Raw genomic sequence first — 17,132 nt, forward strand, 5'->3', positions numbered from 1 at the left:
CGTCAGCGAGTGCGCAGGGCTGGGCCGACGAAGCGTTCGACCAGTGCGCGTTCGGCCGCGGCGTCGGGTAGGGGCCAGGTGAGCAGGGAGAGCACTACGCGGACGATCCAGGCCGCGGCCGCGGCGTCGGGTGCGATGCGGGTGAGGGTGGTCGCCAGGTCGCCGAGTTCGGGTGCGGCGGCGAGGAATTCGTCGGTGCCGGGGGAGCGGTGGCGGGTGAGCCACTGGTGCAGGACCGGGTCGGCGCGCAGGGCGGCCACCGCGGCCAGGATGGCCTCGACCGGTCGGCGTTGCGCCGGGACCCGGTTGATCGCCGTTTCTATGCGGGCGACGACGGTGCCCGCGGCGCGCAGCATGACGGAGCGGACGAGGTGTGGTTTGCCGCCGACGTGGCGGTAGAGGGTGGCGCGGGAGCAGCCCGCGGCGGCGGCGATGTCCGCGGCGGTGACGGCGTCGATGCCGCGTTCGAGGAACAGGGCCAGGGCCGCGCGTTCGATGCGGTCGACGGCGACGGCCCGGCGGTCGCCGCCGGTCAGCCAGTCGTTGTGTGTGGTCATGAGCGGCTCCCTTCCGTCTCGCTCTGAGACACTTTCCGGAATCTGTCTACTCGAACTCTCGTCGGCGAACAGGTCTTTCCGGCGAGAACGGTCGAGGCGTGTCTCCACCGGCCGTCTCACCTCGCGACACTCGTTGACCCTGTGCCCGGATCGGCGCACGGTGGGCGCCGATACTCCTGACCAGGAAAGGCATCGCCGTGACCGACCTCGCGACCTTCGATCTGTTCGACCCGGCCGTCCTCGACGATCCCGTCCCGCTGTATCGCGCCCTGCGCACTCACGCGCCGGTGTATCCGGTGCCGGGAACGGATTTCGCGCTCGTCTCCTCCTGGGACGCGGTCACCGAGGCCACCGCGCGCACCGCGGACTTCTCCTCCCACCTGACCGGCGTGCTCGTCGCGCGTCCCGGAGCGGCGCCGTCGACCTTCGCCCTGGACGCGGCGGGCGAGGCCGTCCACGTGCTGGCCACCACCGACGGCGCCACCCACGCCGCGCACCGCGGCATCATCGGCCCGGCCCTGGCCAAACGGGTCCGTGCCCTGAGCCCCGTCGTCACCGCGCTCACCGAGCGGCTCTGGACCGAGGAACTCGACGGGGACCGGATCGACTGGGCCACCGGCATGGCCGACCGGCTGCCCCTGGCACTGATCGCCGAACTCGTCGGTTTCCCCGCCGCGGACGTGCCCCGCTTGCTGACCTGGGCCTACGACTCGACGGAGATGCTGGGCGGGGTCGTCGCCGAGGGCCGGATGCCCGCGCTGATCACCTCGGCGGCCGAACTGGCCCACTACGCCTACCTGGCCTTGCGGACGGCGAAAGAGCAAGTCGCCGACGCGGATTCCCCGCCGACGCTGCTCGCCGTCCTCGTCGCGGCGGTCGCCGACGGCCGCATCGACGACCAGCAGGCCGTCCTGATCCTGGTGCAGCTCATCGGCGCGGGTGGGGAATCGACCGCCGGTCTGATCGCCTCCGCGGTCCGCGTCCTCGCCACCGACCCCGAACTCCAAGCCCGCCTGCGCGAGCGCCCGGAACTCGTCGCGACCTTCCTGGACGAGGCACTACGCCTGGAATCGCCCTTCCGCGGCCATCACCGGCACGTCGTGAGCGACACCCGGCTCGGCGACGTCGACCTGCGCGCGGGCAGCCACCTCCTCCTGCTGTGGGGCGCGGCCAACCGCGATCCCGCGCGGTATCCCGACCCCGACACCGTCGACCTGACTCGCCCCCGCGGACGCACCCACACCGCCTTCGGGGCGGGCGCACACTTCTGCATCGGCTCGACGTTGGCCCGCCTGGAAGCCACCGCCGCGCTCACCCTGCTGCTCGACCGCACCACCCACTTCGCCCTGCGCGCCGACGAACCGCCCCGCTGGCTACCGAGCCTGTTCGTCCGCCGCCACGCGAGCCTGCCGCTGACGATCACACCCCGCTGACCGGCGCGGCCGATCACGACGAATTCGGCAGGGGTCGCGCAAGTTCGCCGCGCGGCACCCGCGCTACCCCCGGCAACCACAAAAAGCGCTCTTGTTGCGAACCGGAATCCCTATCCGCAACCTCCGGCAAATCCGCGGAACGCCCGGAACTGGGAGGTTAACCGGATGATTGCGGCGGGTGGATACCGGTTGGTTCGAAGGCTGGTTGTTCGCCGAATTCGCACCCGCTGGAATCGTCGGTGAAATACCCACTGGTAACGGCATTTCCGCGTGGGAGGCACCCTTGACGGGTGATCTTGGCCGTCCTACTGTCCCACTCGCTCGAAATGTTTCCGGACGGCACGCCGGCCCCTGCCGTCCTCCGTATGCGTTTCCAAGGAGTATTCACGTGAGAAACCGATTTCTGTTCCTCGCCGGTGCGATGGTGGTCGCCCCGATCGCCTCGCTGCTCGTCCCCGTGGCGAATGCCCATGCGCACGGCTGGGTCACCGGCCCGGCCAGCAGGCAGGAACAGTGCGCCCGCGGGCTGGTGTCCTGCGGTGCGGTGAAATACGAACCACAGAGTGTGGAGGGGCCCAAGGGGCTCAGCTCGTGCAGTGCGAACAAGTATCCCGAACTCGACGACGACAGTCTCGGGTGGATTCCGCAGAAAGTCTCCGGCGTCACGACGTTCACGTGGAAGAACACCGCCAATCACCGGACCCTGAATTGGGAGTATTTCCTCGGGAACACCAGAATCGCGGTCTTCGACGGGCGCAACGAACAGCCGCCGATGGAAGTCGCCCACACGCTCGACCTGTCAAACTATTCCGGTCGTCAGAAATTGCGGGCCGTGTGGAACATCGGTGACACGGCCGCCGCGTTCTACAGCTGCGTCGACCTCGAGATCGGTGGCGGTACCGCCCCGACCACTACCCCGAAGCCGACCACGACCACCCCGGCACCGACCACCACCGCCCCGCCGACCACCACGAAACCGCCCGCCACCACCACGAAACCGCCCAGCACGACGACTCCCGGCCATCACCATCCCACCACCACCGCACCGGCGGGCTCGTCCTGGCGGCAGGGCGCCACCTACGCGGTCGGCGACAAGGTCACCTATCAGGGCGTCACCTACACCTGTCGGCAGGCGCACACTGTGCACGACCCCAACTGGACGCCCCCGAACACCCCCGCGCTCTGGTCCCGGGCATGAATCGCGTGTGTTCTCCCACCATCGGCCCGCCGCTGGGGTGAGGATTGGGGCCGACTCGAAGGGACGTGAGAGATGAGTGACAGGAAGTTCGCTTTCGCCATCGCGGCCACCGGCGCGGCGGTGCTGGCGATGACGATCGGCGCGCCGGGCGCCTCGGCGGGTGTTTCGCAATTGACCGTCAAACCGAATATCAGTGTCGGGTCGTCGACCAATTACGGCACCGGGTGCACCTATCAGCTGCTGGCGCGGCTCAGTATCGGGATCGTCCCCGTGTCCTACTACGACAACGGCGAGCTGCTGGCCGTGGTCGCCCCTACCGACGGTGTGGCCATGTACAACTGGGTGCCCGCCTACGAGGGCGTCCACACGCTGACCGCCTATCAGGACGGGATCGGCAGCAGCGCCACCGTGTCGGTGGGCCGCGGCTACCGTTTCGGCGAGAACTGCGTGGTCACCGGCGGCTGAACCGGCATACACGCCACCGGCCCGGTCCCCGGGGACCGGGCCAGTGGCGTCGTTCCGGTGCCGATCACTTCTTGGCGTCGGCCTTCTTCTTACTCGCCTTCTTGGTGGTCTTCTTCGGGTCCGCGCCGTTTCCTTCGGCCTTGCCCGCCGGATTCGCCGCGGTGACGACCAGATCGTCGTCCGCCACCTCGACCGATACTGTCGCGCCCGGTTCCAGCCCGCCGTCGAGCAGCAACCGCGAGATCCGGTTGTCGAGTTCGCGCTGCACCGTGCGGCGCAGCGGCCGCGCGCCGAATTCCGGCTGGAACCCGCGCTCGCCCAGCCAATCCACCGCCGGTTCGCTGATCTCCAGGCCGATGTCCTGGGCGGCGAGCATGCGCCGGGTCTTGTCCAGGATCAGGTTGACGATCCGCTCCAGCTGCGACTTGTCGAGCCGGTGGAACACCACGGTCTCGTCGATGCGGTTGAGGAATTCCGGCCGGAAATGCTGTTGCAGCCGTTCCATCAGCTGCGGCGTGATCGCGTCCAGATCACCCTCGGGCGCTTTGAGAATCAGGTCCGAGCCGATATTGGAGGTCATGATCACGATGGTGTTCTTGAAATCGACCGTGCGGCCCTTGGAATCGGTGACCCGGCCGTCGTCGAGCAGTTGCAGCAGGACATTGAACACATCCGGATGGGCCTTCTCGACCTCGTCGAACAGGATCACCGAATACGGTTGCCTGCGCACCTTGTCGGTGAGCTGCGCGGCATCGTCGTAGCCGACATATCCGGGCGGCGCGCCGACCAGCCGCGAGACGGTGTGCTTCTCCTGGAACTCGCTCATGTCGAAGCGGATCAGCCGGTCCTCGTCGCCGAACACCGCTTCGGCCAGCGCCTTGGCCAGCTCGGTCTTGCCGACCCCGGTGGGTCCGAGGAACAGGAACGAGCCGATCGGCCGGTTCGGGTCCTTGAGCCCGGCCCTGGCCCGGCGCACCGCCTCGGCCACCGCCACGATCGCCTCGTCCTGGCCGATCACTCGCTTGTGCAGCACGTCCTCGAGTTCGAGCAGGCGCTGCTTCTCCTCGGCGGTGAGATCGGCGACCGGGATGCCGGTCTGGCGCGAGATCACCTCGGCGATATCGACCACGTCGACCACCGGTTCGGCCGAGGTCGCGCCGGATTCCTCGAGTTCGTCCTCGGCCGTGGCGATCTCGGCCTTGATCGCGGTGGCCCGCTCGTAGTCCTCGTTGTCGACCGCGGCGTCCTTCTCCCGGTACAGCTTGGCGATGCGCTCGTCGCGGGCCTTCACCTCCGGATCGGGCGTGCCCGAACGCAGCCGCACCCGCGCGCCCGCCTGGTCGATCAGGTCGATCGCCTTGTCGGGCATGAACCGGTCGGTGATGTAGCGATCCGAGAGCTGCGCGGCCGCGACCAGCGACTCGTCGGAGTAGCGCACCTGGTGGTGCTCCTCGTAGACATCGGCGAGCCCGCGCAGGATCTCCACGGTATCCGCCACCGACGGCTCCGACACCATGACCGGCTGGAACCGGCGCTCGAGCGCCGCGTCCTTCTCGATGTACTTGCGGTACTCATCGATGGTGGTCGCGCCGACGACGTGCAGTTCGCCGCGGGCCAGCGCGGGCTTGAGCAGGTTGCCCGCGTCCATCGAGCCCTCGCCGCCGCCTCCGGCACCGACGATGGTGTGCAGCTCGTCGATGAACACGATCAGCTCGTCGGAGTGCGCGCGGACCTCGTCGAGGATCTTGGTCAGCCGTTCCTCGAACTCGCCGCGGTACTTGCTGCCCGCCACCAGCGTGCCCACATCGAGGGCGATCACCCGGCGATCGGCCAGCGTCGACGGCACATCGTTGTTGACGATGCGCTGGGCCAGCCCCTCCACGATCGCCGTCTTGCCGACGCCGGGATCGCCGATCAGCACCGGATTGTTCTTGCGCCTGCGCGAGAGGATCTCGATGGTCTGCTCGATCTCCTCGGCCCGTCCGACCACCGGGTCGACCAGGCCCTCCCGCGCCTCGGCGGTGAGATCGCGGCCGTATTCGTCCAGCGTGGGGGTGTCGGAGTTGTCCTTCTTGCGCACGGCCGCGGGTCCGCCCGGGGTCGCCGCACCCGACGGGGAGCCGCTCTGGGTCGCCGCCAGACCGGCCACCAGCGCCTGGGCGGCGACGCTGTCGGGCAGCGCGGCGATGCCGAGCAGGATGTGCTCGGGGCCGATGTAGCTGCTGCCGGACTGCGCGGCCTGCCGCTGCGCGGCGCGCAGGGCCAGCTTGGTGGCGGGGCTGAGGGTGATGTCGGCGAGGTCGCTGTCGCTGGGCGAGCCGGTGTCGAGATAGTCCTGCATCTGCTCGGCGACCTGGTCCGGGTCCAGGCTGAGCTCGGCGACGATACTGCGCCCCGGCTCGGCCTCGGTGGCCGCGTAGAGCAGGTGCTCGGGGGTGATCTCGGCATTGCCCCACTCCTGGGCGGCCTCGCGCGCCGAACCGATCAGCAACTTGGCGTTGTCGGTCATCAATCTGCCGAGATCGATGCGCTGTACGGGCGGTTTCGCGGACATGCCGGATCCGAAGAACCGCTGGAAGATGTCGTCGAAGGAGTCCATCGAACTCGGCCAGCTCGCAGTCATTCCCTACCTCTTCGCTCGTCGGGCCGCGCGCGGCGGCCGGTTCCGCAGATCGGTCGGTGTGCTGCCAGCAATCCTTCGGCATCCGTGTCCGGGGTGCAAGCGGTTGGACAGTTTCACATCTACAACGTGCCGAGGTGTGGCGCGCAAACCAAACTCCGGCGAAACCGGTCCGAAACCACCGGTTTTGTCTGATTCTTGATCGCGGAGCGGCACGGCAGAGTAGCGTGACGACCCGCGCGGAGGGATCGACCACCGCGCCCATATTCGCCCGCCGACCACGCTGGTCGAACAGGCCGACGGGGAGAAGAGCACGGAGTTTGGTCACCGACGTCATCGATGTCACCGCGGATTTCACCATCGCGCGGCAAGCATTGTGGGATGTACTGCTGGATCCGCAGAGCTATCCGCGGATGTTCACCGGGATCGGCAGCTGCGAACGCGTGGAGCGCCCCGACGGGGCGGTGGTCTGGCAGGTCCGGGTCGGTTCGGCCGCCGCGGGGATCGAAACCCACGAGTTCGTCCTCGAGATCGGCCGCTGGTACGAGAGTTTCGAACTGCGCAGCAGGCAACTGGGCAGTTTCGCCGCCATCCGGTTGCGCGGCGACCAGCAGCGCACCCGGCTCGACATCACGCTCTTCGCCGCCGCCCGGGTGCATCCGGCGCTGGAGCCGAAGGCCAATTCGGTGGTCACCGACTGGGTCCGGGCGGGGTTGCGCCGCACCGCCGACGTGATCGCCGGAACCCGGTCCTCGGTGGTGGTCAATGCCGAGCGCTCGCCGCTGCGCCGCAATGCCGGGGTGGCGCGCAGTATCGCCGCCACCGGGCTGATGCGGCCCGAACCGATGTCGATGGTGCGGCAGCTGCGCTCGCTGTCGAAGTGGGGCTTCAATCTGGCCGGGGGTTACGGCGCGGGCGCGGCACACGCGCCGGACCGGATCGCGCTCATCGATCCGCACGGGCGCCGCACCTTCGGCGAGGTCGACGCCCGGTCCACCGCGCTGGCCGGGGCGATGTACGACCTGGGCCTGCGCGCCGGTGACGCGATCGGCCTGCTGGCCCGCAATCACGCGGGCATGGTCGAAACCATGGTCGCCGCGGGCAAACTCGGCGTCGACGTGGCGTTGCTCAACGCGGGCCTGTCGGGCAGGCGGATCGAGGAGATCGTCCAGCGGCACCGGCTCAACGCGGTCTATGTCGACGGCGAGCTCGAGAAACTCATCCGCTACCTGCACAACGACGTCCCACGGTTCACCACCGACGATCGTCCACCGAACCGCGAACGCACCACCATCGAGAACCTGATCGCGCTGGGCCACACCGATTTCCCGGTGCCCGCCCATCCCGGCAGGCTGATCGTGCTCACCTCGGGCACCAGCGGCTCACCCAAGGGCGCGCGCCGCCCGCACGCCAAGGGCTTCGGCACCATCGCCGCGCTGCTGTCGCGGATCCCGTTGCGCGTCGAAGAAGTGATGCTCATCCCGGCCCCGCTGTTCCACACCTGGGGCCTGGCCGGGTTGCAGCTGAGTACCGCGCTGCGCGCCACCGTGGTGCTCAGCGACGGATTCGACGCGGTCGAGTGCCTGCGCGCGGTCGCCGAGCACAAGATCACCACGCTGATCGTCGTGCCGACCATGGTCGAGCGGCTGCTCGATGTGCCCGAGGCCGTGCGCGCGGGCCTGGACCTGTCCAGCCTGCGGCACGTGGTCAGCTGTGGCGCGCCGCTGGCCGGGGCCACGGTGCTGCGTTTCCTCGACACCTTCGGCGATCTGCTCTACAACGTCTACGGCTCGACCGAGGTGTCCTGGGCGAGCGTGGCCACTCCGGCGGACCTGCGCGTCTCGCCGACCACCGCGGGCAGGCCGCCGCTGGGCACCCGGGTGGCGGTGCTCGGCCCGGATCTGCGGCCGGTGCCGGTGGGCGCGACCGGGCACATCTTCGTCGCCAACCACATGCTCTTCGACGGCTATGTGAACTCCGCGCCGCCGGAGGAGGCCGACGGCATGCTCGACACCGGTGATCTCGGCTATCTGGACGCGGCGGGCCGGTTGTTCGTGGCGGGCCGCGACGACGAGATGATCATCTCCGGCGGCGAGAACGTCTTCCCGCGGCCGGTGGAGGAGGCGCTGGCGCACCTGCCGCAGATCACCGAGGTCGCGGTGGTGGGTGTGCCGGACCGGGAGTTCGGGCAGCGCCTGGCCGCGTTCGTGGTGAAACGCGAAGGGGCGGGCCTGGATTCGGACATGGTCCGCACCTATATCCGCAACAGGCTCAGCCGGTTCTCGGTCCCGCGCGACGTGACCTTCCTCCACGCGCTGCCGCGCGGCGAGACCGGCAAGATCCTCAAACGCGTGCTGGTGCGCCCGGAGTCGGCGCTGAGCGAATAGCCGCTCAGGCCGGTTCGGCACCGCCGGGCCGCACCAGTGCCCGCAGGAAGAACCCCACATTGGCGGGCCGTTCGGCAAGGCGGCGCATGAAATACCCATACCACTGCTCGCCGTAGGGGATATAGACGCGCACGTGATTGCCCGCCGCGGCGAGACGCTGCTGTTCGTCGGCGCGGATGCCGTAGAGCATCTGGTATTCGTACTCCTCGGTCTTGCGCCGCGCCGACCGCACCCCGACCTCCGCCGCGGCGAGCATGGCCGGATCGTGCGAGGCGATCATCGGATAGCCCGCGCCCGCGGTGAGGATCGCCAGGCAGCGCAGGTACGACGCGTCGATCTCGGCGCGGTCGCGGAAGGCCACGCCCACCGGTTCGTCATAGGCGCCCTTGCACAACCGGATCCGCGAGCCCGGGCCGGACAGGGCGCGGCAGTCCTCCTCGGTGCGCCGCAGATACGCCTGCAACACCGTGCCCAGCCAGGGATAGTCCTCGCGTAGTTCGCGCACGATCGCCAGGGTGGAGTCGGTGGTGGTGTGGTCCTCGGCGTCGACGGTCACCCACACGCCCGCGGCCTCGGCGGCCGCGCAGATCCGCCGGGCGTGCTCGCGGGCCACCGCGTGCCCGTCCCGGGGCAGCGCCTGCCCGAGGGCCGACAGTTTCACCGAGACCTCCAGTGGCCGCACCGCACCCGGTGCCACCTCCGCCCGCGGCAGCCGCCCGAGCGCGTCGATCAGCACCCGGTACTGCTCGACGGTGGCTTCGGCCCGCGCGAGGTCGGTGGTGTCCTCGCCGAGGTAGTCGATGCTGACGAAACGTCCGGTGCCGACCAGGGTCTCGGCCGTGTGGACCGCCTGCTCGACGGTGGTGCCCGCGACGAACCGGGCCACCACGTCCCGCGAGACCGGCAGCCGGGTGATCGCGCGTTCCAGCCGGGGCGAATGCGCGGCGGCGAGCAGGGTCGAACGCAGCAGTGCCGACATCAGTGGGCCTCCGGCTCCTGGTGGGGGTAGCGGTGCTCGGTGGGTGGGGTGAAGGTCTCCTTGATCGTGCGGGCCGAGGTCCAGCGCAGCAGGTTCTGCGCCGATCCCGCCTTGTCGTTGGTGCCCGAGGCGCGTCCGCCGCCGAAGGGCTGCTGGCCGACGACCGCGCCGGAGGGCTTGTCGTTGATGTAGAAATTGCCCGCGGCGAAGGTGAGCCGGTCGGTGGCGGCGGCGATCGCGGCACGGTCCTGGGCGATGATCGAGCCGGTCAGGCCGTAGGCGCTGCCTCGGTCGACCAGGTCCATGGCGTCGGTGAAGCCGGTCGGGGTGCTGTCGTCGTAGACGTGCACGGCCAGGATCGGGCCGAAGTACTCGGTGTGGAACACCTCGTCGGTGGGGTCGTCGCCGACCACGACGGTCGGTTCGACGAACCAGCCCTCGGCGTCGTCGCTGTGCCCGCCCGCCACCACGGTCAGGCCGGGCGTGGCCTTGGCCCGCTCGAGGGCGGTGACATTGCGGTCGAAGGCGGCCCGATCTATGAGGGCGCCACCGAAATTCGCGAAATCGGTGATATCGCCGTAGCGCAGCGCCGAGGTCTTCTCGATCAGGTCCTCGGACATGGCCGCCCACACCGAGCGCGGCACGAACGCGCGCGAGGCCGCCGAGCACTTCTGGCCCTGGTAGTCGAACGCGCCGCGCAACAGCGCGGTGGTCAGCACCGCCGGATCGGCCGACGGGTGGGCGAGCACGAAGTCCTTGCCACCGGTCTCACCGACCAGCCGCGGATAGGTGCGATACCGGTCCAGATTCCCGGCCACCTCCCGCCACAGGTGCTGGAACGTCGCCGTCGAGCCGGTGAAATGCACGCCCGCCAGGTGCGGATCGGCGAGCACCACGTCCGAGACCGCCGCGCCCGCCCCGTTGACCAGGTTGATCACCCCCGGCGGCAGCCCGGCGGCCTCCAGCAGCCGCATCGTGAGATAGGCCGCGACCGCCTGGGACCGGGCGGGCTTCCAGATCACGGTATTGCCCATCAGGGCGGGCGCGGTCGGCAGATTCCCGGCGATGGCGGTGAAGTTGAACGGGGTCACCGCGTAGACGAACCCCTCCAGCGAGCGGTACTGCATGCGGTTCCACACCCCGCGCGTGGACAGCGGCTGCCCCGCCAGGATGCCGCGGGCGAAGGAGACATTGAACCGCCAGAAGTCCACCAGCTCGCAGGGCGCGTCGATCTCGGCCTGATAGGCCGATTTGGACTGGCCGAGCATGGTCGCGGCGGCGATGGTCTCGCGCCACGGACCGGCGAGCAGGTCGGCGGCGCGCAGGAAGATCGCGGCACGATCCTCGAAGGCCATCGCCTGCCAGGCGGGGGCCGCGTCGACGGCGGCCGCGACCGCGGCGGTGGCCTCGGCGGTGCCCGCCTCGTGCAGCGTGCCGAGGACGGCGGCGTGGCGGTGCGGCTGGACGACCTCGAACAGCGCTCCGTCCCCGCGGACCGCGCGTCCGCCGATGACGTGGGTGATCTCGGTGGGGGTGGCCGCCAGCTCGGTGAGCGCGCGCCGCAAGCGGTGACGTTCGGGGGTTCCGGGCGCGAAGCTGCCGACGGGCTCGTTGACCGGCGTGGGCGTGGTCGCGATGGCATCCATGAGTGCGGCTCCTGCGTCGTCGGGGCGGGATGTGACGTAGTCAACTCCTCTCCCGGGCGCGCATAATCGTCTGATCGGATGAATTCGCGGGTCATCTGTTATCCGATCAGCCAAGCGAGGAGGTCGGGATGCCGGAGGACGCCATCACGCTCGGCGAGCTGCTCACCGCGCTCGACCAGACCGTGGCGACCCTGGTCGAGGCGCCCGAGGGGGAGCGGGTATCGCTGCGCTCGGTCGCGCTCGGTGAGCCCGGCGATCTCGCCGAGGTCTCGGGGTCGCTGCCCGAGGTGTATCTGCTGGTCGGGGCCGATGCCGTGGAGGCCGCGCGGTGGTTGCGGACGGCGGGTGCGCGGGCGCGGGCACACCGTCCGCGGGTGCTGATCACCAAGAGCGCTGAGGACGATCCCGAGGTGCGCGCCGCCGCCCGCGACGTGGGCATCGCGCTCGTCCGCCTGCACCGCGACGCCCGGTGGGATCAGGTGTTCCCGCTGGTGCGCCGGATGGTGACCCGCACCCCCGTCCGCCGCACCGCCGCGGGCGAGCACGATCTGCTCGCCCCGGACACCGACCTGTTCGGCCTGGCCCAGGTGGTGGCCGCGGAGACCGGCGGCATGGTCTCCATCGAGGACCCGTCCTCCCATGTGCTCGCCTATTCGGCCTCCGATGCCTCCGCCGACCGGCTGCGCATCCAGTCCATCCTCGGCCGCGAGGGTCCGGCCGACTATCTGCGCATTCTGCGCGCCTGGGGTGTATTCGACCGGGTGCGCCGCAGCGACGCGGTCGTCGACGTGCCCGAGCATCCCGAACTCGACATGCGCCGCCGCCTGGTCGTCGGCATTCGGCGCGGCAGCGGCAACCGGTCCCGCATGCTCGGCACCCTCTGGTTGCAGCAGGGCGCTCGGCCGCTGCGTCCCGACGCGGCCCAGGTGCTGCGCGGCGCCGCGGCCGTGGCGGGCCGGATCATCGCCCGCGGACTCGACGCGCCGTCGACCGAGGCGCTGCTGATCCGGCGGTTGTTCGGGGCGCACGGCGACGGTGTCGACGTGCCCTCGGTCGTCGCGGCCCTGGGCCTGCCCGCCGACGGCCCCGCCGCGGTGATCGGCTTCGCCGCGCTCGGGCCCGCCGCCGGGCTCGCGGCCTCGAGCGGCCTGATCCGCTTGCACGCCAGCGCTTTTCGCGACGACTCGGTGACCGAGTCGATCGGCGATCGGGTCTATGTCCTGGTGCCCTCCTATCACTCCACCGCCGGAGTCGAGTCGTGGATCCGCGAGCTGGTCACCCAGCTCGAGCAGGCCCGGGGCCTGCTGGTGCGGGCCGCGGTGGCCGCGCCCGTCGCCGGGCTCACCGCCGTCGCGGGCGCCCGCGACGAGGTCGACCGGGTCCTCGACAGCCCGGCCGATCCCGAGGCGCGTGTCACCACCCTGGCCGAAGCCCGCACCGCCGTGCTGCTGACCGAGATCGTCGAGCTCATCCGCGACCGCCCCGACCTGCACGACCCGCGCCTGGCCGCCCTCGACACCTACGACCGCACCCACACCGCCGACCTGCGCACCACAGCCGTCACCTACCTCCGCGCCCACGGCGAGGTGAGCGCCGCCGCGTCCGCGCTGAGCATCCACCCGAACACGTTGCGCTACCGCCTGCGCCGGATCGAGTCCGTCCTCGGCATCAGCCTGAGCGACCCGGCCGACCGCCTGCTCCTGGAACTGCAACTAGCGGCGGTACCCCCTGCGCAGGCCTAGCCGCGAGGAACTCGCCGACTGGTTCACGACCCGGTGGGTACCTCGCCGACCGCCTTCGCGGGATCGATCACGCCGAACACCTCACCCTGCGGCGCCTGGAGAATGCCCATCCGCCCGAACGGGCTGTCGTCCGGGCCCATGATCACCGACGCGCCCAGCGATGTCGCCTTGGCCAGGGCGTCGTCGGCGCCGTCGACCTGGATCCAGGTGAGCCAGTAGGACGGGGTGGCCAGCGCGGCGGCGTCCATCATCCCGCCGACCTCGGTGGTCTCGCCCGGCCGCGCGAAGGTCGAGTAGGTGAGCGACTCGCCGTCGCCGATCTCGGTGTAGTGCCAGCCGAAGACCTCGGTGTAGAACTCGTGCGCACGGTCGTAGCCGGAGGTGTGCAGCTCGTTCCAGCAGTACGCGCCGGGCTGGTTGTACACACCGGCACCATGATGCGCCTTCGCTTCCCAGACCCCGAACACCCCACCGGTCGGATCGGCCGCGACGAACATCCGGCCGACATCGAGCACGTCGAAGGGTGGCATGAACACCTGGCCGCCCGCCGCGCCGACCCGCTGGGCGATCTCGTCGGCGCTGTCGGCCGCGAGATACGTCGTCCAGGTGGACGGCATCGCGCCCATCCCTTCGGGTTTCGGCCCGATCCCGGCGGCCGGTCTGCCGTCGAGGGTGGCCATCAGATAGCCGCCCGCCTCGGGCGGACCGTCCTGTACCTCCCAGCCGAACAGCGCGCTGTAGAACGCGTGGGCGGCGGCGGTGTCGTCGACCTGACAGTCGATCCAGCAGGGCGTGCCCTGCGGCCAGGCTTCGTCACGTGTGGGCATGTCGAACGTCCTTCCTCGCGAGTGGATGGATCCCGGCCGGATCAGCACCGGCACGCGCCAGTCAATCACCACCCACCGACAGAGCCGTGTCCCCGCGCGACCCCGCTGAACTGGAACGACGCGTCTTCACTGCGACAGCCCGAGCGGGCCGACGCTCACCGTGGCAAGTCGTTACCGTTGATACATTCTTCGCGCCGATCAGCGGTGGCTAGGTCAACGACGGACACGGAACCGGTCGGGGAGCGACTCACATGGTGCGAAGTGGTTCGGAGCGTGGGCTCGTCCGATTACTGGCGACGATGCTGGCGCTGGTGGTCGTGTTCGGGTGCGGTGGGGGACCGGCGGCCGGGCAGCCCGCCGTGACCCCCGCCGCACGCTGGACCGCCCAGCACGACGGTCCGGCGCCCTACCCGGAGGTCCGGGTCGAGCGTGGTGTCGATATCGCGATGAGCGACGGCGTGACGCTGAAGGCCGATGTCTACCGGCCCGCCGATGCCGCCGGTGCCGTCGAGCAGCGGCCGCTGCCGACCATCGTGAGCCTGACGCCCTACTCGAAACTGATGACCGGGCTGATCGAACAGGCCGCCGCCACCCCGGGCCTGCAGCCGATGGCCGTCGACCTGGTGCGCAGACTGAACCTGTCGACCACCCCGATCAGCGGCTTCGGCGATCTCATGCAGGCCCTCGACGGCGGCATGATCCAGACCATGCTCGGCGTCGACCGTCAGCTGATCAGCTCCGGCTACACCGTGGTGGTCGCCGACGTACGCGGCACCGGGCTCTCGCAGGGCACCTGGGACACCCTCGGCGCGCGCGAGCAGCTCGACACCCGCGAGGTGATCGAATGGGCCGCCACCCAGCCCTGGTCCAACGGCCGCATCGGCATGAGCGGCGGCTCCTACTCCGGTATCAACCAGCTGCGGGCCGCCGAGAACGCCCCCGCCCCACTGCAGGCCATCTTCCCGGTGGAGCCGGGCAGCGACCTCATGCGGGACGTGGTCGCCCCCGGTGGCGGTGTCGGCACGACCTTCCTGCCGATGTGGCTGAACTCGGTCAACCAGCTCAAACTCGTCCCCGATGTCGCCTCGATGGTCGAGGGCCGCTTCGACTGGACCTGGCTCGCCGACCGGATCGCCGACCCCACCACCAATTTCGACCTGCTCGCCCAGGCCCTGCTCACCCCCACCCTCGACGACATGCCACCCGAACTGGCCGCCGCCCTGGACGACGACTCCGCCTTCCGCCAGGCCATCCAGGGCCACCCGGACCGGATCACCGTGCCCACCTTCGTCTACGGCGGCTGGCACGACATCTTCGCCAACAGCGCCACCAAGCTCTACGAGCAGATCCCCCTCGACCCGGGCCGCAAGCAGCTCGTCGTCGGCGACACCTATCACGCCAATCCCGGTGCGGGCACCGGTGTGCCGGGTGCCCCGCCGCGCCTGGACGTGCTCCAGCGGGCCTGGTTCGACAAGTGGCTCAAGGACATCGACAGCGGCATCGACGATTTCGGCCCGGTCACCGTCAAGCAGCAGGGCGGCGACTGGATCACGCTGACGGAATTCCCGCAGCCCGGCGTCACCCACCGGCGCGTGTACCTGAGCCCGGCGGCCAGCGGCACCACCGAGGACAGCGTGCACGACGGCTCGCTCTCGGCGACCGGGCCGGGCGCGAACGAAAAGCTCACCGTCGCACCGGGACTCACCACCGCGTGCTCGCGCGACGCCGCCCAGGGCGCCGCCGGGATGCCCGCCGTGCTCGACATGTGCGCCAAGGACGCCCGCATCGCCGAACGCAACGGCCTCACCTTCACCAGCGCGCCCATTACCGAGCCGACGGTGATCTCCGGCCCGATCAATGTGCGGCTCACCACGATCCACGACGCCGCCGACGGCTACTGGAACGTCACCGTCAACGACGTCGCCCCCGAGGGCACCTCCACGGTGCTCACCACCGGCCAGCTCACCGCCTCCATGCGCGCCATCGACGAACGCCGCAGCGCCCGCTCGATCAACGGCGATCTCACCGCCCCGTTCAATCCGCTCAGCATCGACCAGCTGCTGCCGGTGGTGCCGGGCGAACCGGTGGCGCTCGATATCGCCGTCATCCCGACCCAGGCGGTGCTCGCGCCCGGCCACCGGTTGCGCATCGATGTCTTCGCGGGCAACTCGCCCAAGGGGCTGGCGTTCCGCCCGATGCTCAACAACACCGAACTCAAGCCCCAGCATCTGCTGCTGGACCCGGCGGCCCCGAGCTTCGTCAACCTGCCTACCGACAAGCCGATCCCGTGACCGTCGCGCGCCTCACAGCTGTGACTTCACCGCCGCGGCGATGAGTTCCAGGTGGTCGAGGTCGGCGAGGTCGAGGATCTGCAGGTAGATCCGGCTCGCGCCGATCTCGCGGTAGCGGGCGATCTTGTCGACCACCTCGGCGGGCGAGCCTGCCAGCCCGTTCTCCTTCAGCTCGTCGACCTCGCGGCCGATCGCCGCGGCCCGCCGGGCCACCTCCGCGTCGGTGCGCCCGACACAGGCCACCAGCGCGTTGGAGTACACCAGCTCGTCGGTGCGCCCGGCCGCGCGCACCGCGGCCCGCACCCGGTCGAACTGGGCCGCGCTGTCGGCGACCGAGGAGAACGGCATATTGAACTCGGTGGCGTAGCGGGCCGCCAGGCGTGGTGTGCGGACCGGGCCGTGCCCGCCGATCACCACCGGCACCGGGCTCTGCACCGGCTTGGGCAGCGCGGGGGAGTCGGTGAGCCGGTAGTGCGCGCCCTCGAAATCGAAGGTGTCGCCGGGCTTGGTCTCCCACAGCCCGGTCACGATCGCGAGCTGTTCCTCGAGCAGGGCGAAACGGTTGTCCGGGAAGGGGATACCGTAGGCGGCGTGCTCGGCGGCGAACCAGCCGCTGCCCAGCCCGAGTTCCACCCGGCCGCCCGACATCTGGTCCACCTGCGCGACCTGGATGGCCAGCGGGCCCGGCAGGCGGAAGGTGGCGGCGGTGACCAGGGTGCCCAGCCGGATCCGGGAGGTCTCCCTGGCGAGTCCGGCCAGCGTGATCCAGGCATCGGTGGGGCCGGGCAGCCCGGACGCGTCGCCCATGGCCAGGTAGTGGTCGGAGCGGAAGAAGGCGTCGTAGCCGAGGTCCTCGGTGGCCCGGGCCACCGCGAGCAGCGTGTCGTAGTCGGCGCCCTGCTGTGGCTCGGTGAAGATGCGAAGGTCCATGATCACCATCGTGCCCGAGGTGATCGAGCGAGCGCGAGGAGAGTGTGGTGGCCGAGC

General features: G+C 70.2%; 12 protein-coding genes. 6 read left to right on the forward strand and 6 right to left on the reverse strand.

What is annotated here, in order from left to right; all coding sequences use genetic code 11:
• Positions 1–2 precede the first annotated feature (2 nt).
• Complete coding sequence (locus WA675_RS04195; RefSeq protein ID WP_336082086.1) at positions 3–557, reverse strand: TetR/AcrR family transcriptional regulator; 555 nt, start codon at positions 555–557, stop codon at positions 3–5.
• 191 nt (positions 558–748) lie between these two features.
• Between WA675_RS04195 and WA675_RS04200 the strand changes: the two genes are divergently transcribed.
• The 3 genes from WA675_RS04200 to WA675_RS04210 all read left to right on the forward strand — a co-directional run bounded on the left by WA675_RS04200 (position 749) and on the right by WA675_RS04210 (position 3,653).
• Entirely contained in the window at positions 749–1,990 is a 1,242-nt protein-coding gene (locus WA675_RS04200) for a cytochrome P450 (RefSeq protein WP_336082822.1), read from the forward strand.
• Positions 1,991–2,378: 388 nt separating this feature from the next.
• Positions 2,379–3,188: a carbohydrate-binding protein gene (locus WA675_RS04205; protein WP_336082087.1), complete on the forward strand. Its 810-nt coding sequence runs from the start codon at positions 2,379–2,381 to the stop codon at positions 3,186–3,188.
• Positions 3,189–3,260: 72 nt separating this feature from the next.
• Positions 3,261–3,653, forward strand: coding sequence for a hypothetical protein (locus WA675_RS04210; RefSeq protein WP_336082089.1), 393 nt, complete (start codon positions 3,261–3,263; stop codon positions 3,651–3,653).
• A 64-nt stretch (positions 3,654–3,717) separates the two neighbouring features.
• On the opposite strand, the gene WA675_RS04215 is transcribed toward WA675_RS04210, so the two are convergent.
• A complete protein-coding gene (locus WA675_RS04215) occupies positions 3,718–6,276 on the reverse strand; it encodes an ATP-dependent Clp protease ATP-binding subunit (RefSeq protein ID WP_336082090.1) in 2,559 nt (852 codons plus the stop codon).
• A gap of 317 nt (positions 6,277–6,593) precedes the next feature.
• Here WA675_RS04215 and WA675_RS04220 point away from each other — a divergent pair, with 317 nt between their 5' ends.
• Positions 6,594–8,660: an AMP-binding protein gene (locus WA675_RS04220; protein WP_336082092.1), complete on the forward strand. Its 2,067-nt coding sequence runs from the start codon at positions 6,594–6,596 to the stop codon at positions 8,658–8,660.
• Positions 8,661–8,664: 4 nt separating this feature from the next.
• Here the strand turns inward: WA675_RS04220 and WA675_RS04225 are convergent, their stop codons facing one another.
• Positions 8,665–9,639, reverse strand: a complete 975-nt coding sequence (locus WA675_RS04225) for a proline dehydrogenase family protein (protein ID WP_336082093.1) — start codon at positions 9,637–9,639, stop codon at positions 8,665–8,667.
• A complete protein-coding gene (gene pruA / locus WA675_RS04230) occupies positions 9,639–11,285 on the reverse strand; it encodes an L-glutamate gamma-semialdehyde dehydrogenase (RefSeq protein ID WP_336082094.1) in 1,647 nt (548 codons plus the stop codon). The genes WA675_RS04225 and pruA overlap by 1 nt, the downstream gene beginning before the upstream one ends.
• Positions 11,286–11,413: 128 nt before the next feature.
• Here pruA and WA675_RS04235 point away from each other — a divergent pair, with 128 nt between their 5' ends.
• Positions 11,414–13,027: a PucR family transcriptional regulator gene (locus WA675_RS04235; protein ID WP_336082095.1), complete on the forward strand. Its 1,614-nt coding sequence runs from the start codon at positions 11,414–11,416 to the stop codon at positions 13,025–13,027.
• Between the two features lie 23 nt (positions 13,028–13,050).
• Here the strand turns inward: WA675_RS04235 and WA675_RS04240 are convergent, their stop codons facing one another.
• Positions 13,051–13,854 (reverse strand): VOC family protein, encoded by an 804-nt coding sequence (locus WA675_RS04240; protein ID WP_336082097.1) that lies wholly within the window; start codon positions 13,852–13,854, stop codon positions 13,051–13,053.
• A 251-nt stretch (positions 13,855–14,105) separates the two neighbouring features.
• Here WA675_RS04240 and WA675_RS04245 point away from each other — a divergent pair, with 251 nt between their 5' ends.
• Positions 14,106–16,145 (forward strand): CocE/NonD family hydrolase, encoded by a 2,040-nt coding sequence (locus WA675_RS04245; protein ID WP_336082098.1) that lies wholly within the window; start codon positions 14,106–14,108, stop codon positions 16,143–16,145.
• A gap of 12 nt (positions 16,146–16,157) precedes the next feature.
• On the opposite strand, the gene WA675_RS04250 is transcribed toward WA675_RS04245, so the two are convergent.
• Positions 16,158–17,075 carry an LLM class F420-dependent oxidoreductase gene (locus WA675_RS04250; protein WP_336082099.1) on the reverse strand — a complete coding sequence of 306 codons (918 nt, stop codon included), beginning with the start codon at positions 17,073–17,075 and terminating at the stop codon, positions 16,158–16,160.
• Positions 17,076–17,132 lie beyond the last annotated feature (57 nt).

Origin of the sequence: Nocardia sp. SSK8 (assembly GCF_037034205.1) — a bacterium.
Taxonomy (GTDB): Bacteria; Actinomycetota; Actinomycetes; order Mycobacteriales; family Mycobacteriaceae; genus Nocardia.

Coding starts and splice junctions, on each gene's coding strand:
- WA675_RS04245 (WP_336082098.1), top strand. CDS start 14,106: ATGGTGCGAAGTGGTTCGGAGCGTGGGCTCGTCCGATTACTGGCGACG.
- WA675_RS04210 (WP_336082089.1), top strand. CDS start 3,261: ATGAGTGACAGGAAGTTCGCTTTCGCCATCGCGGCCACCGGCGCGGCG.
- WA675_RS04195 (WP_336082086.1), bottom strand. CDS start 557: ATGACCACACACAACGACTGGCTGACCGGCGGCGACCGCCGGGCCGTC.
- WA675_RS04250 (WP_336082099.1), bottom strand. CDS start 17,075: ATGGACCTTCGCATCTTCACCGAGCCACAGCAGGGCGCCGACTACGAC.
- WA675_RS04215 (WP_336082090.1), bottom strand. CDS start 6,276: ATGACTGCGAGCTGGCCGAGTTCGATGGACTCCTTCGACGACATCTTC.
- WA675_RS04235 (WP_336082095.1), top strand. CDS start 11,414: ATGCCGGAGGACGCCATCACGCTCGGCGAGCTGCTCACCGCGCTCGAC.
- WA675_RS04225 (WP_336082093.1), bottom strand. CDS start 9,639: ATGTCGGCACTGCTGCGTTCGACCCTGCTCGCCGCCGCGCATTCGCCC.
- WA675_RS04240 (WP_336082097.1), bottom strand. CDS start 13,854: ATGCCCACACGTGACGAAGCCTGGCCGCAGGGCACGCCCTGCTGGATC.
- pruA (WP_336082094.1), bottom strand. CDS start 11,285: ATGGATGCCATCGCGACCACGCCCACGCCGGTCAACGAGCCCGTCGGC.